We start from the raw sequence: 22,840 nt of genomic DNA, 5'->3' as shown, positions 1-22,840 counted from the left end.
GGTGCCGTTCCATGTCGCCGAACGGACAACCCCGCGCGGAGGCGCCGGACCCGGCCGCGATCTGCGTGCGGACCTTCGACATGCAGCCGGGCCAGCGCTTCGACCTGCACGACCATGAGACCCACCAACTGGCCTGGAGCCCGAGCGGTGTACTGACCGTGGACATCGGCGACCGCTCCTGGGTGCTGCCGCCGACCATGGCGCTCTGGATACCGGCCGGGGTCCCCCATGCGACCGGGGCCACCCGTCCCGCGCTGATGCGGAGCGTCTATCTGCCGCCCGCGCACTGCCCGGCCGGGTGGCACGACCCGACGGTGGTCGGGGTGGGCCCGCTGCTGCGCGAGCTGATCACCCATCTGGCCGCCCCGGACCTCGGTCCGGGCGCGCGGTCCCGGGCCGAGGCCGTCCTCTTCGACCTGCTGCGGCCGGTGGGCGTGACCACCATCGATGTGCCCATGCCGCTGGACACCCGGGCCCGCCGGGTCGCCGAGGCGCTGATCGCCCATCCCTCGGACGAGCGGACGCTGGACGGCTGGGGCCGCGAGGTGGGCGCCAGCGGCCGTACGCTGGCGCGGCTCTTCGCCGCCGAGACCGGCATGCCGTTCGGCCGCTGGCGGACCCGGGTGCGGCTGCGGGCCGCCCTCGGGCACCTGGCGGCCAACCGGCCGCTGGCGTCGGTGGCCCGCCGGGTCGGCTACTCCACGCCCAGCGCGTTCGTGGCCGCGTTCCGGCTGGAGACCGGGCGCACCCCCGGCGCCTACTTCGCCGATCCGCCCCGCTCCGCCCGGGGCTGACGGGGCGGGGCGTACGGGCGTCACAGCTTCCGCAGCGCGCTGTCGAAGTCGTCCAGCGCCATCAGCGCCTCGGTGTAGCCGGCGGGCAGGAAGGCGATGCTGCCGTAGAGGTGGCCGGCCCGCACGGCGGGCAGCTTCTGGAAGGACTGCTGGGCGAAGAGCTTGGGGCCGAGGTTGGCCGGCTTCCCGTCGTTGGTCGTGTAGTAGAAGATCGCGTCCGCGTCGGAGAGCCGGGAGGTCACCAGCTCATAGGAGACCGACGCCTGCTCCTTCACCCGCACGGAGCCGCTGGAGAAGCGGGCCCCGGCGGCGGCGAGGATGCCGCCGATGTTGGATTCGGGTCCGTAGAGCCACCACTGACCCTCGTCGAAGCCGCCCTGGAGCAGGGCCCAGCGGTAGCGCGCCAGCACCGCCGCGCGCTCCTTCCTGATCTGCGCCGCCCGGTCGGCGTAGCGCTGCTTGAGCTTGGCGAGGGCGTCCGGCAGGCCGAGGACCACGGCGGTCTGCTCCGCCATGTCCCGCCAGGGGGTCTTGGACTTGCTGAAGGGCAGCAGTACGGTCGGCGCCAGTCGGCTGAGCTGCTCATACGGCAGGTTGGGTTGGGCGTCGATGCCGATGATCAGGTCCGGCTGGAGGGCGGCCACCTTCTCGACCTCCACGGTGCCGCCGACGCCGTTGGAGACCTTGGGGATGGAGCGCCACCGCTCCAGGTACGGCTGCGCGACATACTCCTCGCCGGCGTTGAAGAGGCCCACCGGCAGCTGCCCGAGGTCGAACATCGCGGCCATCGGGAAGTCATTGAGGATCACCACCCGCTGGGGCCGGGCCGGTACCGTGACCTTCCCCTTGGCGGTGTCGACCACCCGGGTCGAGGCGGCCGACGCCCCGGCGGACGCCCCGACGGACGCCCCAGCGGCACCCTTGGAGCCGGAGCCGCCCGAGCCGCAGGCGGCAAGGCCCAGCAGGGCGGCGGCGCCCGCAGCCGAGCCGAGCAGGCGGCGCCGGGTCGGCATCCCGTCGGGGCGGAGCGGTGAGGGCTGGTGGTGCACGGACACGGGGGTTCCTCCAGGGTGGGCACGGTGGAGTCCAGGCGCGGCCTCAGGTCGGCGGCAGCAGCGCCGACGAGGCGACTTAGGTTCACCTAACTTTGGCAACCCTAAGCGGCACTTTCGAGGCAGATTTCCCCGCCCGGACACCGCATAGCGCGATCCCGCCGCGCCACCCGGCCACCCACCGCCGCCCGCCACCCCCGACCGGGGTCGCCAACTGCCGCTCTCCGCAGGGATGCTGCGCCTCCGGACGCGGAATCCGACGCTCGCCGGACCGGGCCGAGACCGCCGCCGGGCTGTCCGTCCGGCGATATGACTCGTCCTGCCGGACTCCGCGTACCGGGCCCCCGAAGGCCCCGAAGACCGGCCCGCGCGCAGAACCCAACGGCCGGTGAGGTTAGCCTTCCCTTATCCCCGACCAGGGGTCCGCCGAGGAGAACACGTGGACGTCACACACCCCCGCACGGACGCCGCCGTGCCCCGCCAGGGCAGGCTTGATCCGTCCCACCCCGAGCCCGCGTGGCCCTCGCCCGCGCTCCGGCGCGCGCCCGCGAGGCCCGCGCCCGCACCCGGCCAGTTGCCCGCGCCCGGCCCATTGCCAGCGCGCCGCCGGGCGACACCGGCACTGGGCCTGACGGTACTCGCGGTGGCCCTGGTCCTGGCGGTCGGCGCCAGCCTCGCCGTGGGAGCCAAGTCCGTACCGCTCTCCACCGTCCTGGACACCGTGCTGCACCACGACCCCGACGACGGCGACCAACTGATCGTCACCTCGCTCCGCCTGCCGCGCACCGTGATCGGCCTGCTGGCCGGCGCAGCCCTCGGCCTGGCCGGCACGGTGATGCAGGGACTGGCCCGCAACCCGCTGGCCGACCCCGGGCTGCTGGGGGTGAACTCCGGCGCCGCGCTCTCAGTGGTGACCGCGATCAGCGTCTTCGGCATCACCTCCTTCACCGGCTATGTGTGGTTCGCCTTCCTCGGCGCCGCCTGCGCCGCGCTGGTCGTGTACACGGTCGGCTCACTCGGCCGGGAGGGCGCCACCCCGGTCAAGCTGGCCCTGGCCGGGGCGGCGGTCAGCGCCGCGCTCACCTCGTTCACCAGCGCCCTGCTGCTCACCGACACCCGTACCTTCGACCAGTTCCGGTTCTGGGAGGTCGGCGCACTGGCCGGGCGGGACCTGTCCGTCGCCTGGCAGGCCGGACCGTTTGTCGTGGTCGGCTCGCTGCTCGCGCTCTGCTCCGGACGGCTGCTCAACACCCTGAGCCTCGGCGACGACACCGCCCGGGGGCTGGGCCAGAACGTCACCGCCGCCCGCGCCTTCTGCGCCGTGACCGCCGTCCTGCTCTGCGGCACCGCCACGGCCATCGCCGGACCGATCGGCTTCGTCGGCCTCACCGTGCCGCATGCGGTGCGGCTCTTCACCGGCCCCGACCACCGCTGGATCCTGCCCTGCGCGATGCTGCTGGCCCCGACCCTGCTGCTGGTCTCGGACGTCGTGGGCCGGGTCGTCGCCCGACCCGGGGAGATCCAGGTGGGCATTGTGACCGCCGTCCTCGGCGCCCCGGTCTTCGTCGCCCTGGTCCGCCGGCAGAAGCTGGCGGGCCTGTAGATGACGACCCAGCACCTGGCCACCGCGCCCGCCGCACCCGCCGCGCCGCGCCCCGTACCCGCCGCCGCCCGCCGCGCCCTGGTCGCCGCCCGCCGCCGGGGCCGGCTCGGCACCCTGACCGCCGCCTCGGTCCTCGGCGCGGTCACCTTCGCCGTGTTCTGCTACTCCCTCACCGTCGGCAGCTTCCCCATCCCGCTGCCGGACGTCCTCCGGTCGCTGCTCGGCCACGGCACCCCGGGCACCGACTTCATCGTCCTCGACGTCCGGCTGCCCCGGGCGCTGACCGCCGTCGCCTCCGGCGCCGCCTTCGGCCTCTCCGGGGCGATCTTCCAGAACCTGGTACGCAACCCGCTGGCCAGCCCCGATGTCATCGGCATCACCTCGGGCGCCAGCGCCGCCGCCGTGGTCGCGATCGTCCTCTTCGGGCTGGGCGGAGCGGCCGTCTCGCTGAGCGCCCTGGTCGGGGCGCTGGCCACCGCCGTGGCGATCTACCTGCTGGCCTGGCGGCGCGGAGTCACCGGCTACCGGCTGGTCCTGGTCGGCATCGGCGTCTCCGCCGCGCTCTCCGGCATGGTCTCCTTCCTGATGACCCGGGCCGAGGTCTACACCGCCCAGCAGGCCATGGTCTGGCTCACCGGCAGCCTGGGCGCAAGCGACTGGCAGCGCGCCCGCACCCTGCTGCTCTGCCTGGTCCCGCTGCTGCCCGCCGCCGTCATCGCCGCCCGCTCGCTGCCCGCCCTCTCGCTCGGCGACGACACCGCCCGGGGACTCGGCGTACGGGTCGAACGGGGGCGGCTCGGCCTGGTGCTGGTGGGCGTCTGCCTGGCGGCGGTGGCCACCGCCGCCACCGGCCCGGTGGCCTTTGTCGCCTTCCTGTCCGGGCCGATCGCCCGCCGGCTGATCCACGGCCGGGGTCCGGCGCTGGCCCTGTCCGCGCAGGTCGGGGCGCTGACCATGCTGGGCTGCGACTTCGCCGGACAGCATCTGCTGGGCCCGACCGAGTTCCCGGTCGGGGTGATCACCGGGGCTCTGGGAGCCCCCTGTCTGCTCTGGCTCCTGGCCCGGTCCAACCGGGTCGGCCGTGGAGGATGAGGAAAAGCCGATGACGACGGCACAGCACGCCCCGGCCCAGCCCGGCACGGCCGAGCACGCCCCGGCCCGACCGGGTTCGGCCCGACCGGGTTCGGCCCGGCACACTCTGAGCGCCCAACGGCTGCACCTGGGCTACGACCGGCAGGAGGTGGTCAGCGGCATCACCGCCGACATCCCGCCCGGCCGGGTCACCATGATCGTCGGCCCCAACGCCTGCGGGAAGTCCACCCTGCTGCGCGGCCTCGCCAGGCTGCTCGCACCCAGCTCCGGCGAGGTGCTGCTGGACGGCCGCAATATCCACACCGTCCCCACCAAGGAGGTCGCGGCCAAGCTCGGCATCCTCCCGCAGACCCCGGTGGCCCCCGACGGCATCCGCGTCGCCGACCTGGTCGGGCGCGGCCGCTACCCGCACCAGGGCTGGTTCCGCCGCTGGACCGAGCAGGATGACGACGCCGTCGCGGGGGCACTGGCCGCCACCGACACCCTGGAACTGGCCGAGCGCTCGGTGGACGAACTCTCCGGCGGCCAGCGGCAGCGGGTCTGGATCGCCGTCGCCCTCGCCCAGCACACCGACCTGCTGCTGCTGGACGAACCCACCACCTATCTGGACCTGCCGCACCAGGTGGAGGTGCTGGACCTGCTGACCGACCTCAACCGGCAGCGCGGCACCACCGTGGTCGCGGTCCTGCACGACCTCAACCTGGCCTGCCGCTACGGAGACCACCTCATCGCCATGAAGGACGGCAGGGTCGCCGCAGAGGGCACCCCGTCCGAGGTGGTCACCGAGGCCACCGTCCGCGAGATCTTCGGCATGGACTGCCGGATCGTCACCGACGAGGTCTCCCGGACCCCGCTGGTGCTGCCGATCGGCCGCCACCACATCCGGCAGGAAGCCGCGCAGACCGCCTGACCCCGCCCCAACCCGAGCCGCCGAGCCCCCAAGCCGCCGAGAAAGGCACCACCCCCGTGCACACCACCGCCCCCCGCATCCCCGCCGGCCCCGAGTTGGAGGCCCGCTTCGCCGAGATCGTGAACCAGCTCACCCGGCGCGGGCTGCTGGCCGGCGCCGGCGGGCTGGCCCTGACCGCGCTCCCCACCGTACGGGCCGGGCACGCCTACCCGATCAGCTGGAACGACGTGTGCAGCTACCGCTGGGCGCAGCGCGCCCTGCGCGACTTCGAGTCCCGGCTCAAGCAGTACGCCGCCTGACCCGTTCAGCCGGCGCCGGGCTCGGCGGCCGAGTGGCCGGGGGCGCCGCTGCGCTGCGGCGCCCGCATCCACTCCCGGACCGACTCCAGCAGCCCGCAGCCGGCGCACGGGGCCGCCGCATCGGCCGGTCCGTCGGCCGGTGCGTCGGCCGGGTGGCGGTGGTGGTCCGCCAACTGCGCCTCGGCCTCGGCCAGCAGGGCGACGGCGTCGGCCAGCTCGCGCCTGAGGACCTTGATCCGGGTGGCCTGGCCGCCCACCTGCCGTCGTGCGGCGGCCAGGGACTGGTAGTCCTCGGGGCTGAGGACCACGGCCGGCTTCCCGCCGAAGGTGATCCGGGGCGGTTCGGGGCGCCTGCTCACCGCTCGGCTCCGTTCGACGCGCGCTCGGGCGCGGGCCCTGCGGCAGGGGCGGCACAGGCGGGACGGGCGGCACAGGCAGGCAGGCTCATCTGCGGCGGTCTCTCCAGCACCTCGTGGATGGACGTCGTACGGTGCCGTGGCCGGTCTCCTGGCTGACGGGTCCGACGTCCGTGCACCGGCCTTCCCGGACGCCTCACGGCCTCCCGTGGCCTCCTCCCCCGGCGGGCGGGGGACGGTGGAGTACGGACTTCCCGATCACAGTGGCGAGGGCCGCTCCGGTATCGCACCGGCTTCCCGAGCACCACGGCGGGCCCACCCTATGGGCCGCGACGGAGCGCCTGCAAGGCTGCACAGCCGTGCAGATGTCCGTCGGCGGAGGGGGCTGGTTCAGCTGCCGAGCGGGGTGCCGCAGCGCAGGTTCCACCGGCCGTCGCGCCCGCTGAGTTCGGTGGCGGTGAGCGGGGGTACGTCCAGCCGCCAGAAGACCTGCGGCGGCGCCCCGAGGGCATGGACCAGCGCGGCGCGCACCACATCGGGCTCGGCGACGACCACCACCCGCCCGGAGCCCGCCTGCCCGGAGTCCGCCTGCCCAGAGCCCGCCAGCCCTGAGCCGGGCAGCGCGTCCAGCCAGCCGGCGACCCTGGTGTGCAGCTCCAGCAGGGACTCGCCGCCGTGCGGTGCGCAGGAGGGGTCCGAGAGCCACCCGGCGACCGCCTCCGGCTCGGCGGCCATCACCTCGTCCAGGCGGCGCCCCCGCCAGCGGCCCATCGCGCAGCCGCCCAGCGCGGGCACGGGTTCGGCCGCCAACCCCAGGGCCTCGGCGGTCTCCCGGCAGCGCGCCGTCGGGGAGGCGTAGCTCCGGCGGGCCGGGGGCAGGGTGCCGGCCGCCGTCCGCGCCCGGCGCAGCCCGGCCGCGTCCAGCGGGCCGCCGTCGTCGAACCGCGCCTCCCGCAGCGCGGCGCTGCCCGCCGCTGAGATGAAGATCACCCTGACGGTCATCGGACTGCCCTCCCACTCGCCCACAGGTGCACCAAACCCTCCAACTCGCCTGCCGCCAGGCCGATTCGGCCATGCGGTCCGGGACGGGGCGAGGTGCGGGCGCCCGTCCGCGCGCTCTTGGCCGGTCTGCCGGTTCGCGGTACCGTCGCGTCGATGTGACGACGGTGTGACGGAAGTCCGGTGAGAGGCCGGCACGGTCGCGCCACTGTATGCCGAGCAGGCACCGCTCTCCTCCACCCCGGGGAGGGCGGCGGCCTCCGGTGAGTCAGACCCGGCACCGTCGTCGTGCTCCAACGAGTGGGACGCGTGTTCCCAGAGGAGGCTGCCATGGCAGAGTCCGTTGTTCCCCCTGCCGTTTCCCCCGCCCAGCCCGGCATCGCCCCGATTCCGGTGCGAGCGATCCTGCCGTGGGCCGTGTTCTTCGGCGTCCTGATGCTGGTGCTGCTCTACTTCGTCGGCGCCGAGCAGGGCGCCACCTCCCTGATCTCCGGCGAGACCGTGCACGAGTGGGTGCACGACGGCCGCCATCTCCTCGGCTTCCCCTGCCACTGACCGGAGCCGAGCACATGAACTCCGCCCTCGCCAGAACCCTGCTCATCCGCGGCATGCTGGCCGGCCTCGCGGCCGGCGTGCTCGCCTTTGTCGCGGCGTACCTGCTCGGGGAGTCCCGGGTCGACGCCGCCATCGCCTTCGAGGAGTCCCACGCGCACGAGCACGAGCATGAGGTCGAACTCGTCAGCCGCACGCTCCAGTCGACCGCCGGGCTGGCCACCGGCGTCCTGATCTTCGGCGTCGCCATGGGCGGCATCGCCGCCCTGGCCTTCTGCTTCGCCCTGGGCAGGGTCGGCCGCTTCAGCCCCCGGGCGACTGCGGCGCTGCTGTCGTTCGCGGCGCTGGTCGCCGTCTACCTGGTGCCGTTCCTGAAGTACCCGGCCAACCCGCCGTCCGTCGGCGAACCCGACACCATCGGCAAGCGGACCGCGCTGTACTTCCTGATGATGCTGCTCAGCGTGCTGCTGGCGGTCGCCGCCGTGCTCCTCGGCCGCTACCTGGCGCCCCGGTGGGGCAACTGGTACGCCACCGTCGCGGCCGGCGCCGCGTTCGCGGTGGTCGTCGGCCTGGCGTACGCCCTGCTGCCGGCCGTCAACGAGGTGCCGGCGGACTTCTCGGCCACCCTGCTGTGGCAGTTCCGCATCGCGGCGCTCGCCATCCAGCTCACCCTGTGGACCGCGTTCGGCCTGCTCTTCGGCGAACTCGCCCAGCGGGCACTGGAGCCCAAGGCGTCCCGGGCCGCGACCCGGGCGGTGCCCTCGGGGACGGCCGCCGCCGCGCAGTGACGCGGCGAGGGCGGCGCCGTAGGACCGGTACCGCGTGCACCCGCCGGGGACGCCCGGCGGGTGCACGCGGTGCTGCGCCGTCAGCAGTGCTGCGCCGTCAGCTATGCAGCGCCGTCAGCCGCGCAGGGCCGTCAGCCGTGCAGGGCCCGCCGCAGGGCGTCCACGGTGAGTCGCCGGGCGACGCCGGCCGCCCGGGAGTCGCGCAGACTGTCGAGCATCAGGAAGTCGTGCACCATGCCCAGCACCCGGACGGCGGTGACCTCGACCCCGGCCTCGCGGAGCCTGGCGGCGTACGCCTCGCCCTCGTCCCGGAGCACATCGGCCTCGCCGGTGATCACCAGCGCCGGGGGCAGTCCGCTCAGCTGGTCAAGGGAGGCCCGCAGCGGTGAGGCATAGACCTCGGCACGCTGCGCCGGGTCGTCCGTGTACTGGTTCCAGAACCACATCATCCCGTCCCGGGTGAGGACGTAGCCGTCGGCGAACTGCCGGTACGAGGAGGTCCCGAAGTCGGCGTCGGTGACCGGGTACAGCAGCACCTGCGCCCGCAGCGGGACGCCGCCGCGCTCCTTGGCCATCAGCGCGAAGACGGCGGACATATTGCCGCCGACCGAGTCACCGCACACCGCGAGGCGGGAGGCGTCGAGACCGTGCCCGGCCCCCTCGGCGACGATCCACTGCCCCACCGCCCAGTTCTGCTCGATCTGGGTGGGGTATCTGGCCTCCGGCGCGCGGTCGTAGAGCGGGAAGACGACCGCCGCCTCGGCGCCGACGGCCAGTTCGCGCACCAGCCGGTCATGGGTGGTCTCGTCGCCGAAGACCCAGCCCGCGCCATGGAGGTAGAGCACCACCGGCAGCTGCCCGGAGGTGCCCGGGGGCCGGACGATCCGGGTGCGTACCGAGCCGGTGGGCCCGCCCTGGACGGTCACCCACTGCTCGTCGGCCTGGGGCTTGGCCACGTCGGCGCCCCGCTGGAGGTCGGCGAGGAGGTCGCGGCCCTGCTCGGGCTCCACCTCGTAGCTGCGCGGGTGCGGGGCGGTGGCATCCGCCAACTCCCTGGCGGCGGGCTCCAGGACGGGGCCCTGCGGAGGCGGCGGCGGCTCGGCCATGGGGGTCTCCTGTCCACGACGGTGCGGGGCGGGCACGGTGACGCACACCTCCGCCATCGTCACAGAGCGGGATGAATCGGCAACTCGGGGGCCCTGGGCGGGCCGCAGCGGGGGCGGCCGCTGCCCGGCGGGGTGCGGCACCACCCGTTCGCCGTAGTGCCGGGCGTGGCGTTCACTCGGTCGCCACAGTCGGGTGACCGGGCGGACATATGGGGTGATAAGCCGGGGTTCGTGCTCGTCCCACGAGCAGGAAAGAAGGTCACATGATGCGCACCAACAGGCTTGTCCGGCTTCTCGCCGTCGGTGCCGCCTCCAGCGTGCTGGCGGGCGGGATCGCGTTCACCTCGGCGACTGCGGCGTCGGCGGCACCGGCGTCCCCCACCGTGAGCACCCGTACCTCGCCACACCACCGCACGTGTGTGGCACGCCCCGGCCACTGGTCGAGGACCTGGCACAAGGCGTACCGCGACAGCAAGGGCCACCGCCACGCCGCCCACTGGACCAGAAGCTGGCGCGCTGCGACCCGGGTCTGTCGCTGATCCGTCAGCGCTTCCCGGTCGCACCGACCAAGGGGAGGGCCCGGTCCCCCGGGCCCTCCCCGTTCGCTGTGCCCGCGCCTCCGTCAGCGCGGCGGGCCGACGGTGACGGTGAACGGGGCCGACCGCCGGCCGAGCGGGGTGGTGACGGTCACCCTGCCGCTGAACGTCCCCGGGCGGGTGTACCGGTGGCCGGGGGCGGTGACGGTGAAGACGCCGCCGGCCGACAGGGCGCCGGCCGGCCATTCCTGGGTGACGGCTCCGGCCACGGGGGCGGAGCCGTCACCGAAGTCGATCAAGGCCGCGACCCGGTCCTGGGCGGCGCCCGGGGCGGTGAACCAGGCGATCCCGCCGGAGAGGGCGCCCGGCCCGGGGAGCGCCGAGTCCCCGGCCCTGACGTCGGTGGTCCACCGCACCCCGGGGGAGGGCCGGAAGTCGACGCCTTGCAGGGTCAGCCGGGTACCGAGCGGTGCCAGCCGAGCCGTGAAGTCCCGGACGTCCCGCCGGTCCTGCGGGGTCCAGCCGACCTCGGCGACCGACACCAGACGCGGATAACCGAGCCAGTCGGCCTGGTCGATGCCGCGCACCGTCTCGGACCAGAGCGCCGCCTCCACGCCGGCCACATCCGCCTCCCGGAGGCCGTCCCGGACCGGGTTCCAGTCGTAGGAGTGGTCGTAGTCGCAGCCGCCGCTGCATGCCCAGGAGAGCCCGATGGGGGTGTCGGCGGTGTACTTCTGGTCCAGGTAGGTGATGGCCGCCGGGGACATGATGACCTTGGCGCCCCGGGCCACCTGGGTGAGCACCGGTGCCATCGGGCCCTTCCAGTACTGGATGAGGGAGCCGGCCGGGAGGTCCGCTGCGGCGTACTCGTTCCAGCCGATGGCGGTCTTGCCCAGGCCGCCCACGATCGGCAGGGTCCGGCGGAGGTAGTCGAGGTAGTCGTCATGGCTGGTGACATGGGCCTCGTCGCCGCCGATGTGCAGATAGCGGCCGGGGGTGAGGGCGGCGAGCTGGGTGAGGACCGTCCGCAGGAACTCATAGGTGGTCGGCGAGCGGGTGTCCAGGGTGGAGTAGCCGACCTCGCCGGTGTCGTTCATCGGCTTGGCGACGCCGTCGGGGTTGAGCTGCGGGATCGACGCCAGGGCGGCGTTGGTGTGGCTGGGCCCGTCGATCTCCGGGACGACCGTGATGAAGCGCGATCCGGCGTAGGAGACGATGTCCCGGTAGTCGTCCTGGGTGTAGAAGCCCCGGCGGCCCGGCTCGGTGCCCAGCGGCTTGCCGTCGGTGCTCCGGACGTCGGCCCCACCCTTGGACCCGACCGAGGTCAGTGCGGTGTAGTCGAGGCCGGAGGGGTTCTCCGCCGGGGTGTCCACGGCGAGGCGCCACGCCTGGTCGTCGGTGAGGTGCAGATGCAGGGTGTTGACCTTGAACTGGGCGATCCCGTCCAGATAGTGCTTGACCTCGTCGACCGTCAGAAAGCTGCGGGCCACATCGAGCATCACCCCTCGGTAGCCGAAGCGCGGGTAGTCGGAGACCACCGCCGCCTGCGCGGTCCACGGCCCGTCCACCGGTCTCCGGCTCTCCACCCAGGCGGGCAGCAGCTGACGCAGCGTCTGGACGCCGTGGAAGAGGCCGGCCGGGCGGTCGGCACGCACCGTCGCGGTCTCGCCACCGGTGACAAGGGTGTACCCCTCGTCGGCGTGCCCGGCCGGTGCGCCGCCCGCTGCCACCTCCAGCACGATGTCACCGCTCTGCGGGGTGCCGGAGGTCACCGGGAGCCGGTAGCCGGTCGAGCGGCGCAGCAGCCCGGCCAGGTAGTCGCCGACCGGCCGGGCCGCGCCGGGTGCCACGATCCGGCTCGCGGCGCCGAGGGTGAACGGAGTGCCCCCGGTGGCCCGCGCGGCGACGGGCTTGGGCACCAGGCGGTCCACTCCGGGCGGCGGCGTGGCGGCCGGTTCGGCCGCCCCGGTCGCGGTGACCACGGCGAGCCCGTCCGCCGCCAGCAGGACGGCCGCCACTGCCGCGACGACGGCCGGCACCAGCCTGGGTCTGCTGCACATCTCCACACATCCCTTTCCCGGGGCGGGCCGCTGAGCGGGCCCGGAGCGGGGGCCGTACGGCATGGCTGCCGTTCAGCCCGTCGGTACGGCCTCGAAGACCGCGACCTCGTACGGCTTGAGGGTGACGGGGGCGGCGCGTCCCCGGGTGGCGTCGAACCCCTGGTGCAGGCCGTCCTTCTCGGTGAACCGGTAGCCGCCGCCGACGCCGGGCGGCAGTGCGAAGACGGCCTGCGGGTCGACCCGGAAGGTCTGCGGCACCCCGGAGGGGTTGCGTAGCATCAGCACCCCCCGGGAGGCGCCCGCCGCCGAACTCCAGGCCGCCGTGCCGTAGATCCCGCCGGTGGCGGCGTCCCCGCCGACCCAGTGCGCGTCGGCGAGCAGCGCCGCGTTGTTCCGGGCCCATCGGGCGTTGGCGGCGAGGGTGTCCCAGAACCAGTCGGCGCCGGGGACCGGCGGCCGTACCAGGGTGTTGCGGACGTAGAGCTCCTGGAGGGCGAGGCCCTGGGCGAAGTAGGAGCGGATGTCGGCCGAGACCGCCGCGCGCACCTCGGGCTTGGCGAGGTCGTGGTCGGCGCTGAACTGCGAGGTCCGGTCGGAGAAGATGATGCCGTGGTTGGACACTGCGGGGATCGGGAAGAGCGGGTTCTGCTCGGCGATGTTGCGGTAGGTCTGGGAGTCCCGGTAGCTGACGTAGCGCTGCTGCGGGGAGCCGGTGCCCGCCTGCGAGGCGTCGGCGCCGTCCCGCCAGACCGAGTCCACATACCAGAGCCAGTAGGGCGAGCCCCAGGTGCCGACGGTGGCGTTGATCCACACGTCCGGGCGGTGGTCGCGCATCTCCCGGGTCAGGTCGAGCAGTGCCTGGTAGTCGGCGAGGTGGGCGGCGTCGGGGCCGCTCCGGTAGAGGCCGCCGCCGATGCCGTCGATCTTGAAGCCCCGGACTCCCTGACGGTCCATCATGTCGAAGGCCACGGAGCGGAAGCGGTCGGCGTAGCGGGGGTCCGCGAGGGTGAACGCGGTGCCGCCTTCGGTCCGGTAGCGCTGGTCGGCGGGCTTGGCCGCGTTGAGCCGCAGGCGGCGGGTGGCGCTCTCGCCGTAGCCGCCGAAGGGGGACATCCAGACCGAGAGCGAGGCGCCGTAGCGCGCGGCGGCGGCCCGCTGCGGTGCGAACCCGGTGGGGAACTGAACCGGGTCGAACGACCAGACGTCCAGCCGGGACTCGTCGGCCTGCCGGGGCGCCCGCAGGTAGTCCCAGCCGTCGTCCACCCAGAAGGTGTCGACCGTGGCGCCGCGCCGGGTCAGCTCGGAGCCGAAGAGGTCGATCGAGGAGGTGAGGTCGGCGCCGTCGATCACCAGGCCCGGGGGCTTGAGGTCCAGCCAGCTCTGGTAGTGCAGAAAGGTGCGGCGGCTCTGCGCGCGCTCCCGTTCCACGTAGTACGCGAAGGAGCGGCGCAGCTGGCCGGGCGGTGAGACGCCGATCGAGGCGGTGTACGCATAGGTCCTCCCCGGGGCCAGGGCACCGGAGCGGGGTACCGAGACGGCCACGGCGGAGCCGGAGACGGTGGCCTTGGCCAGCGGGTTCTCCACCCCGAGGAAGGCGGTCTCGGCGCCGGGGCCGCCGACCGCGACCGGGCTGCCGTCGTCGCCGCCGAGCACCCGGGAGCCGGGCAGCCGCAGGTCGATCAGCCGGACGGCGGTGACGTCGAAGGTGCCGGAGACCGGCGTGATGGCGAACCGCTGCCGGACGGTGTTGGCGCCGTCGCGAAGCTCGACCGTCCAGACCACATCGAGGGCTCTGCCGCCCCCGGCCCAGTGGAAGGCGGTGGTCACCGCGCTGCCCGGCTCGCGTTCGGCCAGGCGGGTCGCATCGCTGCGGGGTGCCAGACGGGAGAGCGACGGCGGGGAGGTGACCGTCATCGCGGAGGAGGTGATGGCGGTGGAGTCGGCCAGGGTGAGCGTGAAGAGCTCACCCGGCCCGACCGGGAGGCGGTTGCCCGCCGCCGCATTGCTGAAGGAGGCGAGGGCCACTCTGCTGCCCGCCACCGACCAGGTCGCGGAGAGGACCGCGTTCGACAGGGTGAAGCCGTGTCGGCCGAGCGAGGCGTGCGCGGGGCCGGGGGCCGTACCGGGGAAGACCACCCCGGAGGCGGCGGCGAAGACCGGGTCCGCAGCGGCGGCGCCGGCGGGGGAGGTGACGGTGGCGCCGGTCGCGGTCAGGGCCAGCAGCAGTCCGCTCGCGACCATGCGCCGGGCAAGGCTCCGGGGAGGTGCCACGGGACTCTCCGATCGGGCGGCGGGGGGACGGATCTGCGCTGCACAGCCACGTGGCAGCAATACTGTCCGATGATCGGCCCGTTGACGATGCGCGGGCGGCGTCCCCATCACCCCTACGGCCTACATCCGCATGCCCCGGGGGGTGCCTTCCGCAGAGGATGCACAGGGGATCCCTCTCCGGAACGAGATGAGCCATGACCTCTGCCCCTCACGCCCCTCACCGGCGCACGGCCCTGCCGGGCCTGGTCGCGGCGGTCCTCACGACCGCCGCTCTCGCCTCCTGTACCGGGCACGTCGCCCGGAAGGCGGCCCCGGCCGCCGCCGTGGCCCCCGCCGTGCGCCCCGCCCGGGCGCACGCCCCGGCGCCGGCGCTCTGCGGAAAGCCCCCGGTGACCCTGGAACCGCAGGCCCAGGCCTTCCTCAACCAGCTGGCCGCCGCCGACGAACCGCCGCTCTACACGCTCTCCTACGCGGCGGCCCGCAAGGTGCTGGACAACCTCCAGGCGCAGCCGATCGCCAAACTGCCCGCCGACATCAGCGACCGGACCGTCCCCGGCGGCCCCACCGGCCCGGTCTCCATCCGGGTCGTCCGACCGGCCGGGGTCAAGGGCACGCTGCCCGGTGTGGTCTACCTGCACGGCGGCGGATGGGTCCTCGGAAACGCGAAGACCCACGACCGGCTGGTGCGGCAGATCGCCAACGGGGCACGCGCCGCCGTGGTCTTCGTCAACTACACGCCCTCCCCCGAGGCCCAGTTCCCGGTGCCGCTGGAGCAGTCCTACACGGTCGCCAAGTGGCTCGCCCGGCACGGCCGCCAGATCGGCGTCGACCCGACCCGGCTGGCCATCGCCGGCGACTCGGTCGGCGGCGACATGACCGCAGCCGTCACCCTGCTGGCCAAGCAGCGCGGCGGGCCGCACTTCAAGCAGCAGGTGCTGCTCTACCCGGTCACCGACGCCCGCTTCGACACCGCCTCCTACCGCCGCTTCGCCGACGGCTGCTGGCTCACCCGCAAGGCCATGATGTGGTTCTGGGACGCCTACGCGCCCAAAGTCGCGGACCGCAAAAATCCGCTGGCCGCCCCGCTGCGGGCCCGAGTCGACCAGCTGCGCGGCCTCCCGCCGGCGCTGCTGATCACCGACTCGGACGTCCTGCTCGACGAGGGCAACGCCTACGCGGCCAAGCTGCGCGCCGCCGGGGTCCCGGTCACCACCACCCACTACGGGGGCATCACCCATGACTTCATGATGCTCGACGCGCTGGCGGGCACCCGGTCCGACCGGGAGGCGGTCGCCGAGGTCGGCAGCGTGCTCCATGACGCCCTGTATGGAGCGGACCCGGCCGGCGGCCGGGGCAAGTAGCGGACCGCCCGCAGCGACCGACACACGCAGCACCGGCACACGCAGCACCGGCACAGCCAGCACCGGCACAGCCAGCACCGACGCCGACCGGCCCTACCGAGGCCGGTCGGCGTCGGCGTAGGCGTAGGCGTGGGCGTGCAGCCGTCGCTGCCAGCCGGGTTCGCCGAGCACCCGGGCCTGGTCGCGCGGCAGGCTCAGCCGCACATCGCGGCTGTCGTCCTCGGCCGGGGTCGGGGTGATGAGCACCGTCCACGGCACGGGGCTGGCGGGGAACTCGTACCAGAAGGGCCGACCGCCGCCGAACTCCACGCCGTAGACCGGCAGCTTGCCCACATTGTTGAGCGCGACGGCGGAGTCGAACGCCTCCAGCGACATACGGCTGAGGACGCGCCGGGAGCGGCCCGCCGCCCGCTGCGCGTCCAGGAAGCCGATCTCGTCGCGGACCCGCTGCTCGGTGACGCCCGCGACGGCGGCCCGCACGGTCTCGGCGACGGCGCCGAGCGGCGCCGACCGCAGCTCGGCGGCGGTCAGCGCGGGCCGGGAGTTGGTGACGGCATTGCCCCAGTAGTGCTCGGGGAGGGCCGACCCGAGCGCCGCCCGGACGCCGACGATCAGGCCCAGGGACTCGCGGCTCTCCCCGGGCCGGGCCCGCAGCTCCGCCAGCACCTTCCACAGATGGGCGGTGAAGGCGTCGCTGGTCGAGACCCACCGGCCGGTACCGGCGAGACCGGCCGCCGCCGCCTCCTTGATCGCCCCGACCTCCTCGGCGGGGAACCGCAGGGTCAGCGTCCGCATCCGGGCCGCGCCCGCGTTGACCCGGGCGATGAAGGCCCACTTCTCCCGGCGGCGGGTCACCGCGTACTGCTCGCTCCGCTCGCGGGCACCGGGCTCCACCCGCGCGCCCAGCGCGTCCAGCAGGCCCCGGTCATGGCAGGGAAGCGGGTGGTCCAGACCCCGGTGCTCGGCCGACCAGTGCCGCAGAAACGCCAGATGGCTGGTCGCGTCCACCACGCAGTGGTTGATCGCCACGCCCAGCACCGAGCCGCCGCCGCGCATCCGGGTGACCTTCACGGTGAGCAGCGGAGCGTCCCGGCCGACCACCAGGAACGGATTGACCTCGTGGAGGTAGCGCCGCAACTCCGGCCGGGCCGACCGGCCGAGCCCGTAGTCGGGCATGGGCTCGTCCGCGTCGACCTCGGTGAAGACGGCCCCGGCGTCATTGCAGCGGACGCTCAGCCCGCCGTCCCGGTCGCGTTCCAGCCGACCGGTCAGCAGCGGGTAGTGCACCAGGGTCCGGGCGAGCGAGTCCCGCAGCGCCCCGGCGTCCAGCGTGGTCCGGTAGAAGAACGTCCTCGGGGTGTAGAAGGTCCCGGTCAGCAGGTCGTAGACGGTCAACCGCACCCGGTCTCCGCTCGCCGCCCCCGCCCGCACGACGTGGGAGCGTGCGCGCTGCCGCGCGGCCGGGCTGCGGAGGTTCCTCATGGAGTCCAGCATGGCCGGAAAGAGAGTGAGGAGATCCCTAGAGACGGCGGTCGAGAACTGGAGAATTCACTAGTCCCGGCTGCCTACGATGACATCATGACTCTGGCCTTCTTCTTCGGCACGCACCAGTTCAACTATAAGCCGAAAGGCGTTCTCGATTTCTACGAGTCCCATCCGGCGGTGCGTGAGTCCTATCGGCAGGCTGCGGAATGGACCGGGATCGGCACGGATGCGCTGCTGCACCAGACCGGATTCGAGGACGATGAGCAGCTGCGGCTCTCGGCGAGTGCCGTGGCGCTCGCCGCGGCCATGCTGGGAATCCATGACGTGCTGCGGGAGTCGGGTATCCGCCCGGCCGTCGTGGGCGGTCTCAGCCTCGGCGGGATCGTCAGCGGCTGCGTGGCGGGGTCCATCGGACGGCAGGACCTGATCGATCTGCTCTTCCACAGCCAGCATGTGCCGGAGGCGACCGAGGGCGCCCGTGTCCAGGGATTCGCCTCGGCATTTCTGCCGCTGGACTTCGACGCTTCCTTCTATTACGGGGAGAAGCGGGAGGGCGTCTATCTGGCCGGTGATCTCGGCCATGACGTGACCGGGTCGTGCCGGATTCTGCTGCTCTCCGGATACCGGGACGCGCTGGACCGGCTCGCGGCGGAATGTCCGCCGGGGTCCATCCTGGTGAGCCCGGAGAGCAGCGCGGCGATCCACAGTCCGCTGCACCGGGAGGCGGGCGAGCTGTTCCGGCAGCGGGTCGACGCGATCGAGGTGGCGGACCCGCAGCTGCCGGTCGCCTCCTGCCTGGAGCGCAGGCAGCTGCGGACCGGGGCCGAGGTCCGCGACATGATGGTCCGCAACATGGTGGAGCCGGTGGACCTGGGCGGTCTCACCGAGGAGATGGCCGCGCACGGGGTGCGGCTCGGCCTGGTGCTGGGGCCTTCGCTGATCAAGGACGTCATCAGGTTCCCGTTCCCGATGGTGCATGTCGACTCGCCCGAGGGCATCGCCGAGGCCGTGGCCGCGCTGTTCGAGTTCGGCGTGGAACTGCCCGCCGGGTAGCGGTTCGCCGGAGTCCACGCCCGCGGCGACGCGCGGCGCACATCCCCGCACGGTATCGACAGGAGGCCGCAGCCGATGGGCAACGACAAGAGCGACATTCTCGAACGGGTACGCAAGTACCACCAGAACACCTCCACCACGGGATTCATCCCCGGGGTCACCCTGGTGCAGGCGTCGGGTGCGGTCCTTGACGAGGACGACCGCGTCGCCCTGGTCGAGGCGGCCCTCGACATGCGGATCGCGGCCGGGGTCAGCTCCCGCCGCTTCGAACGCGCACTGGCGAAGTACTTCGGGCTGCGCAAGGCGCATCTCACCAACTCCGGGTCGTCCGCCAATCTGCTGGCGCTGAGCGCGCTGACCTCACCTCAGCTGGAGGAGAGCAGGCTGCGCCCCGGCGACGAGGTCATCACCGTCTCGGCGAGCTTCCCCACCACGGTCAACCCGATCCTCCAGAACGGCCTGGTCCCGGTCTTCACCGATGTGGAGCTCGGCACCTACAACCCGTCCCCCGAGCGGATCGAGCAGGCGATCGGCCCGCGCACCCGGGCCATCATGGTCGCCCATGCGCTGGGCAACCCGTTCGCGGTCGAGGAGGTCGCCCAACTCGCCGAGGACCGGGGCCTCTTCCTCATCGAGGACAACTGCGACGCCTTCGGCAGCACCTACCGGGGCCGGCTGACCGGCACCTTCGGCGACCTGGCCACGGAGAGCTTCTATCCCGCCCACCACATCACCATGGGCGAGGGCGGCTGTGTGCTGACGGACAATCTGGCGCTGGCCAGGGTCGTGGAGTCGCTGCGCGACTGGGGCCGCGACTGCTGGTGCGAACCCGGTGAGGACAACCGCTGCTTCAAGCGGTTCGAGCAGCAGCTGGGCACCCTGCCGCCGGGCTACGACCACAAGTACATCTTCTCCCACATCGGCTACAACCTGAAGTCGACCGACCTCCAGGCAGCGCTGGGGCTCAACCAGCTCGGCAGGATCGAGGAGTTCGGCGAGGCCAGGCGCCGTAACTGGGCGCGGCTGAGGGCCGGTCTGGACGGCCTGCCGCATCTGCTGCTGCCCGAGCCCACGCCCGGCAGCGACCCCAGCTGGTTCGGCTTCGCGATCACCGTGCAGCCGGACGCACCGTTCCCGCCCGGGGAGCTGATCGACCAGCTGGAGGCGCAGCGGATCGCCACCCGCCGGTTCTTCGCGGGCAACCTCACCCGCCACCCCGCCTATCTGGAGAGGGAGTTCCGGGTGAGCGGTCCGCTGACCAACAGCGACCTCATGGCGGAGCGCACCTTCTGGATCGGGGTCTTCCCCGGCCTCACCGACGAGATGATCGACCACAGCGTGGCGACCCTCAGCGACTTCGTCTCCCGGCACCGCTGACGACGCCGTCCAGGCAGGTCGGCCGCCCCTCCCGGGAGGGGCGGCCGACCTGTCTGTCCGTGCGGCCGTCTGCGGTGCGGTCAGCCGACCGGGACCGGCTCGGCGGCCCACCGCTCCAGCAGGTCGGCCGCGCGTACCGCGCCCCCGGCCCCGCGCACCCGCTCCCGCATCCAGGCCAGGCGCTCGGGCGTGCCCGGGTCCAGCAGCACGCCCTCCACCGCCCGGGCCAGCGTCGCCGCGGTGAGCCCCTGGTGCGGGACCATCCGGCCCAGGCCGAGGTCGGCCAGGCGCTGGGCGCTCAGCGAGAGTTCCAGCACCTGCGGTACGGCCACCACCGGGGTGGCGAAGTACAGCGCCTCCATGATGGAGCCCATCCCGCCGTGGCAGACCAGGATGTCGGCGTGCGGCAGGACCGCCGGGTGCGGCAGCCACTCATGCGTCTCCACATGCGGCGGCAGGGAGTGGCGCCAGGGCCGCTCGCCGCCGCGTCCCAGGGTCATCACCACCTGCCAGTCGGCTCCGTCGAAGGCCTCGGCGCAGGCCCGCAGGAGATCGCGCTGCCCGGTGGACTCGGTGCCCAGCGAGACCAGGGCGAGCCGCCTGCCGTCGCGCGGCGGCGACCACGGGACGGCGCCGTCGGGCTCGGCGACCGAGGGGCCGACGAAGGCGTAGCGGTCGTCGAAGGTCTCGCCCTCGATCTGGAACTCCCTCGGCAGGAAGACCAGGTTCCGCCGGTCCCATTCGGTGCCGTAGCGGGCGAGCTGGTCGGTGCCGATCCCGTGCGCCTCCATGAAGTCGATGAAGGCCAGCGCGCCGTCGCGCATCAGCGCCTCGTCGGCGGGGAACATCCGGGCCCGCATCGAGAACGTCTCATTGGACGCATGGCTGGGGCACAGCTGCACCGAGGCGGCGCCCAGCACATGGGCGGCCACCCGTCCGGCCGCGAAGGACTCGAAGTCGTACAGCACCAGGTCCGGCGGATCGTTGCGGAAGGCGGCGAGGGCCAGCGGGAAGACCGTCTCCATGGACTCCAGGAGCAGCTGGTAGCCGTCGGCGGCGAGTTGCGCGTGTGTGGGGTCGGGCGCCCGGTAGAACGCTCCGCGCGCGGAGTCGTACCCCACCACGCGGGCGCCGGTCCGCTCGATCGGCTCGGTGAACCGGCGGTCGACGACATAGGTCACCCGGTGGCCCCGGGCCACCAGTTCACGGGCGAGCCCGAGCGTCGGGTTGACGTGCCCGAAGTCCGCGAAGACGAACACGGCGACATGCCGGGGGGACGGGGTGCTGCTGGACATGTCCGATACCTTCGTTCCGGCTGCCGGGCGGGCGAGGGCGGGTCACGCCACCGCGCCGCCGCGCAGCGAGGCGTAGTGGGCCAGGCAGGCGTCGTAGTCCGCGAGCAGGCCGGCGTCCCGGGCCTGGGCGACCGAGAGGGCCCCGGAGTCCTTGGCGGACATCACCGGCTCCTCGGTCAACTGCCAGGGCAGCGCCAGTTCGGCATCGAAGGGGTCGATGTCGAGCTGGGTGCCGGGGACGAACTCGGTGGAGCAGAGGTAGCTGATGCAGGTGTCGTCGGCGAGCGCCAGAAAGCCGTGCACCAGCCCTTCCGCCACGAAGACGGTGTCCCCGGAGTCCGCGTCCAGCCAGTTGACCTCGTGGACGCCGAAGGCCGGCGAGCCGAGCCGCAGGTCGACCACGATGTCCAGGACGGCTCCGCGCACACAGCAGACGATCTTCGCCTGGCCGGGCGGCAGCAGGGTGCCGTGCAGCCCGCGCAGCGTTCCCTTCCTGGACACCGAGTAGTTCACCTGCGCCACCGGGAAGGGGCGTCCGAGTTCTTCGGCCAGCCTGTCGGAGCGGAACGACTCATAGAAGTTTCCGCGCAGGTCGGTGAGCTTGTGCGGCGTGATGCGGAACGCGTCCGGCACCGCCATCTCTCGAACCTTCATGGTGACGCAACGATATGGCGCGGTGTTCGAGGGCTGATGGAGGGCGGAGCAGGGCACGGTCGAGTCCACTCATCCTGGAGGGAGGCTCGAACCCGGCGTGCCATGGTGAGTCGGCGGCGCTCGCTCCCGGTGCGGGGCACGGCCGCTGCGAGGGCGCACAAGCGGCGGGGACGGACCCGCGAGGAGGCAGCGATGGCGGTGGGCGGCGCGGAGGGGCTGGCCGGGAGGCGGGACGGCACGACCCGCCGGGTGGTCGTCCTGGGGGCCACCGGCTTCGTCGGCCGCCACGCGGGAGCCGCCTTCCAGGCCGCCGGCCATGAGGTGCTGGCGGTGGCCCGGCAGCCCGTCAAGACCTCGGCGGCATGGCGCTTCTTCCCGATGGACCTGGTGAACGGCGGCCCGGGCGACCTGGCCCGGATGATCGACACCGAGCAGCCGGTGGCGGTGGTCAACGCCGCCGGTACGGCCTGGTCGTCCTCGGCGGAGTACATGCGGCAGGGCAACCAACTGCTGGTGCAGCGGCTGCTGGAGGCGCTGGACGGCGCCTCGTGGCGGCCCCGGCTGGTCCATCTGGGATCGATGCACGAGTACACCCCGCAGCCGGTGGGGACGGCCGTCGACGAGCGCACCCCGACGGACCCCGCCACCGCCTACGGGCAGTCCAAGCTGCTGGGGACCGAGGCGGTGCTGGAGGCGTCGGCGGCGGGGCGGGCCGATGCGGTGGTGCTGCGGCTGGCGAATGTGATCGGCGCGGGCACGCCGCCGAACAGCCTGCTGGGCCAGGTGGCCCGGCAGCTGCGGGAGGCCGCCCGGTCGGAGGGGGAGGCGCTCGTCCGGGTCGCCCCGCTGCGGGCCAGCCGGGACTTCGTGGACGCCCGGGACACCTCCGAGGCGGTCGTGGCGGCGGCGCTGCTGCCGGTCGGCGGGCAGGTGATCAACATCGGGCGGGGCGCGGTGGTGCATGTGCGCACCATGGTGGACCTGCTGATCGCGGCGAGCGGGATGGCCGCCCGGGTGGTGGAGAACACCGGGCGCACCACCAGGTCTCCGGCCGACCCGGACTGGATGCGGGTGGACATCGGTGCCGCCCGGGAGCTGCTGCGCTGGTCGCCGCGCCGGTCGCTGGAGAGCTCGGTACGGGACCTCTGGCGGGCGACGGAGCCCCGCTGAGGGCGGTTCGGCCGTCGGGCCGCTGCG

Annotated in this window: 20 protein-coding genes and 1 riboswitch; of the genes, 11 read left to right on the top strand and 9 right to left on the bottom strand. The window is 73.5% G+C overall.

Annotated features, from left to right (window positions below):
- Positions 1–11 precede the first annotated feature (11 nt).
- Positions 12–794: an AraC family transcriptional regulator gene (locus C7M71_RS25995; RefSeq protein ID WP_111495018.1), complete on the top strand. Its 783-nt coding sequence runs from the start codon at positions 12–14 to the stop codon at positions 792–794.
- A gap of 20 nt (positions 795–814) precedes the next feature.
- Here the strand turns inward: C7M71_RS25995 and C7M71_RS25990 are convergent, their stop codons facing one another.
- Positions 815–1,849, bottom strand: coding sequence for an ABC transporter substrate-binding protein (locus tag C7M71_RS25990; protein ID WP_229758914.1), 1,035 nt, complete (start codon positions 1,847–1,849; stop codon positions 815–817).
- Positions 1,850–2,438: 589 nt separating this feature from the next.
- Between C7M71_RS25990 and C7M71_RS25985 the strand changes: the two genes are divergently transcribed.
- From C7M71_RS25985 to C7M71_RS25970, 4 genes are read left to right on the top strand one after another with little or no spacing between them, the layout of a single operon-like run.
- Positions 2,439–3,449 (top strand): FecCD family ABC transporter permease, encoded by a 1,011-nt coding sequence (locus C7M71_RS25985; protein ID WP_111495619.1) that lies wholly within the window; start codon positions 2,439–2,441, stop codon positions 3,447–3,449.
- A complete protein-coding gene (locus C7M71_RS25980) occupies positions 3,450–4,541 on the top strand; it encodes a FecCD family ABC transporter permease (protein ID WP_114914577.1) in 1,092 nt (363 codons plus the stop codon).
- Positions 4,542–4,551: 10 nt separating this feature from the next.
- Positions 4,552–5,451: an ABC transporter ATP-binding protein gene (locus tag C7M71_RS25975; protein ID WP_111495112.1), complete on the top strand. Its 900-nt coding sequence runs from the start codon at positions 4,552–4,554 to the stop codon at positions 5,449–5,451.
- A gap of 56 nt (positions 5,452–5,507) precedes the next feature.
- Entirely contained in the window at positions 5,508–5,750 is a 243-nt protein-coding gene (locus C7M71_RS25970; RefSeq protein ID WP_111495110.1) for a hypothetical protein, read from the top strand.
- A gap of 5 nt (positions 5,751–5,755) precedes the next feature.
- Here the strand turns inward: C7M71_RS25970 and C7M71_RS25965 are convergent, their stop codons facing one another.
- Both C7M71_RS25965 and C7M71_RS25960 read right to left on the bottom strand, forming a co-directional pair.
- Complete coding sequence (locus C7M71_RS25965; RefSeq protein ID WP_111495108.1) at positions 5,756–6,109, bottom strand: hypothetical protein; 354 nt, start codon at positions 6,107–6,109, stop codon at positions 5,756–5,758.
- Between the two features lie 121 nt (positions 6,110–6,230).
- A riboswitch (cobalamin riboswitch) is annotated at positions 6,231–6,430 on the bottom strand.
- 66 nt (positions 6,431–6,496) lie between these two features.
- On the bottom strand, positions 6,497–7,108 hold the full coding sequence (locus C7M71_RS25960) for a histidine phosphatase family protein (RefSeq protein ID WP_114914576.1): 612 nt from the start codon (positions 7,106–7,108) through the stop codon (positions 6,497–6,499).
- A gap of 327 nt (positions 7,109–7,435) precedes the next feature.
- Between C7M71_RS25960 and C7M71_RS25955 the strand changes: the two genes are divergently transcribed.
- Together C7M71_RS25955 and C7M71_RS25950 are read left to right on the top strand one after the other, a co-directional pair.
- Positions 7,436–7,660 carry a CbtB domain-containing protein gene (locus C7M71_RS25955; protein WP_111490662.1) on the top strand — a complete coding sequence of 75 codons (225 nt, stop codon included), beginning with the start codon at positions 7,436–7,438 and terminating at the stop codon, positions 7,658–7,660.
- A gap of 14 nt (positions 7,661–7,674) precedes the next feature.
- Positions 7,675–8,445, top strand: coding sequence for a CbtA family protein (locus tag C7M71_RS25950; RefSeq protein ID WP_111490661.1), 771 nt, complete (start codon positions 7,675–7,677; stop codon positions 8,443–8,445).
- A 131-nt stretch (positions 8,446–8,576) separates the two neighbouring features.
- Here the strand turns inward: C7M71_RS25950 and C7M71_RS25945 are convergent, their stop codons facing one another.
- From C7M71_RS25945 to C7M71_RS25930, 3 genes are all read right to left on the bottom strand, one after another.
- Entirely contained in the window at positions 8,577–9,551 is a 975-nt protein-coding gene (locus C7M71_RS25945) for an alpha/beta hydrolase (protein WP_111490660.1), read from the bottom strand.
- 622 nt (positions 9,552–10,173) lie between these two features.
- Complete coding sequence (locus C7M71_RS25935; protein WP_162824383.1) at positions 10,174–12,147, bottom strand: family 20 glycosylhydrolase; 1,974 nt, start codon at positions 12,145–12,147, stop codon at positions 10,174–10,176.
- Between the two features lie 72 nt (positions 12,148–12,219).
- Entirely contained in the window at positions 12,220–14,388 is a 2,169-nt protein-coding gene (locus C7M71_RS25930; RefSeq protein WP_111490657.1) for an alpha-amylase family protein, read from the bottom strand.
- Positions 14,389–14,612: 224 nt separating this feature from the next.
- Here C7M71_RS25930 and C7M71_RS25925 point away from each other — a divergent pair, with 224 nt between their 5' ends.
- On the top strand, positions 14,613–15,779 hold the full coding sequence (locus C7M71_RS25925) for an alpha/beta hydrolase (protein WP_111490656.1): 1,167 nt from the start codon (positions 14,613–14,615) through the stop codon (positions 15,777–15,779).
- A gap of 93 nt (positions 15,780–15,872) precedes the next feature.
- On the opposite strand, the gene C7M71_RS25920 is transcribed toward C7M71_RS25925, so the two are convergent.
- The gene (locus C7M71_RS25920; protein WP_162824382.1) at positions 15,873–17,261 is read right to left on the bottom strand and encodes an acyltransferase; all 1,389 of its coding nucleotides are present in this window, start codon (positions 17,259–17,261) and stop codon (positions 15,873–15,875) included.
- 96 nt (positions 17,262–17,357) lie between these two features.
- On the opposite strand from C7M71_RS25920, the gene C7M71_RS25915 reads away from it, so the two are divergent.
- Together C7M71_RS25915 and rfbH are read left to right on the top strand one after the other, a co-directional pair.
- Positions 17,358–18,317 (top strand): ACP S-malonyltransferase, encoded by a 960-nt coding sequence (locus tag C7M71_RS25915; RefSeq protein WP_111490654.1) that lies wholly within the window; start codon positions 17,358–17,360, stop codon positions 18,315–18,317.
- 75 nt (positions 18,318–18,392) lie between these two features.
- Entirely contained in the window at positions 18,393–19,694 is a 1,302-nt protein-coding gene (rfbH, locus tag C7M71_RS25910; RefSeq protein WP_111490653.1) for a lipopolysaccharide biosynthesis protein RfbH, read from the top strand.
- An 80-nt stretch (positions 19,695–19,774) separates the two neighbouring features.
- Here the strand turns inward: rfbH and C7M71_RS25905 are convergent, their stop codons facing one another.
- Both C7M71_RS25905 and C7M71_RS25900 read right to left on the bottom strand, forming a co-directional pair.
- A complete protein-coding gene (locus tag C7M71_RS25905; protein WP_111490652.1) occupies positions 19,775–20,989 on the bottom strand; it encodes a macrolide family glycosyltransferase in 1,215 nt (404 codons plus the stop codon).
- Between the two features lie 42 nt (positions 20,990–21,031).
- Positions 21,032–21,643, bottom strand: a complete 612-nt coding sequence (locus tag C7M71_RS25900) for a dTDP-4-dehydrorhamnose 3,5-epimerase family protein (RefSeq protein WP_175607747.1) — start codon at positions 21,641–21,643, stop codon at positions 21,032–21,034.
- Positions 21,644–21,835: 192 nt separating this feature from the next.
- On the opposite strand from C7M71_RS25900, the gene C7M71_RS25895 reads away from it, so the two are divergent.
- Positions 21,836–22,813, top strand: a complete 978-nt coding sequence (locus C7M71_RS25895; RefSeq protein ID WP_229758913.1) for an NAD-dependent epimerase/dehydratase family protein — start codon at positions 21,836–21,838, stop codon at positions 22,811–22,813.
- The last annotated feature ends 27 nt before the right edge of the window (positions 22,814–22,840 follow it).

Origin of the sequence: Peterkaempfera bronchialis, from assembly GCF_003258605.2 — a bacterium.
Lineage (GTDB): Bacteria > Actinomycetota > Actinomycetes > Streptomycetales > Streptomycetaceae > Peterkaempfera > Peterkaempfera bronchialis.
The sequence above is the reverse complement of the archived record's forward strand: the minus strand, read 5'-3'. Positions and strand labels throughout refer to the sequence as shown.

Excerpts from the sequence above, each read along its gene's own strand:
- C7M71_RS25995 (WP_111495018.1), top strand. The coding sequence starts at position 12 with ATGTCGCCGAACGGACAACCCCGCGCGGAGGCGCCGGACCCGGCCGCG.
- C7M71_RS25980 (WP_114914577.1), top strand. The coding sequence starts at position 3,450 with ATGACGACCCAGCACCTGGCCACCGCGCCCGCCGCACCCGCCGCGCCG.
- C7M71_RS25975 (WP_111495112.1), top strand. The coding sequence starts at position 4,552 with ATGACGACGGCACAGCACGCCCCGGCCCAGCCCGGCACGGCCGAGCAC.
- C7M71_RS25960 (WP_114914576.1), bottom strand. The coding sequence starts at position 7,108 with ATGACCGTCAGGGTGATCTTCATCTCAGCGGCGGGCAGCGCCGCGCTG.
- C7M71_RS25955 (WP_111490662.1), top strand. The coding sequence starts at position 7,436 with ATGGCAGAGTCCGTTGTTCCCCCTGCCGTTTCCCCCGCCCAGCCCGGC.
- C7M71_RS25950 (WP_111490661.1), top strand. The coding sequence starts at position 7,675 with ATGAACTCCGCCCTCGCCAGAACCCTGCTCATCCGCGGCATGCTGGCC.
- C7M71_RS25945 (WP_111490660.1), bottom strand. The coding sequence starts at position 9,551 with ATGGCCGAGCCGCCGCCGCCTCCGCAGGGCCCCGTCCTGGAGCCCGCC.
- C7M71_RS25935 (WP_162824383.1), bottom strand. The coding sequence starts at position 12,147 with ATGTGCAGCAGACCCAGGCTGGTGCCGGCCGTCGTCGCGGCAGTGGCG.
- C7M71_RS25930 (WP_111490657.1), bottom strand. The coding sequence starts at position 14,388 with ATGGTCGCGAGCGGACTGCTGCTGGCCCTGACCGCGACCGGCGCCACC.
- C7M71_RS25925 (WP_111490656.1), top strand. The coding sequence starts at position 14,613 with ATGACCTCTGCCCCTCACGCCCCTCACCGGCGCACGGCCCTGCCGGGC.
- C7M71_RS25920 (WP_162824382.1), bottom strand. The coding sequence starts at position 17,261 with ATGAGGAACCTCCGCAGCCCGGCCGCGCGGCAGCGCGCACGCTCCCAC.
- C7M71_RS25915 (WP_111490654.1), top strand. The coding sequence starts at position 17,358 with ATGACTCTGGCCTTCTTCTTCGGCACGCACCAGTTCAACTATAAGCCG.
- rfbH (WP_111490653.1), top strand. The coding sequence starts at position 18,393 with ATGGGCAACGACAAGAGCGACATTCTCGAACGGGTACGCAAGTACCAC.
- C7M71_RS25905 (WP_111490652.1), bottom strand. The coding sequence starts at position 20,989 with ATGTCCAGCAGCACCCCGTCCCCCCGGCATGTCGCCGTGTTCGTCTTC.
- C7M71_RS25900 (WP_175607747.1), bottom strand. The coding sequence starts at position 21,643 with ATGAAGGTTCGAGAGATGGCGGTGCCGGACGCGTTCCGCATCACGCCG.
- C7M71_RS25895 (WP_229758913.1), top strand. The coding sequence starts at position 21,836 with ATGGCGGTGGGCGGCGCGGAGGGGCTGGCCGGGAGGCGGGACGGCACG.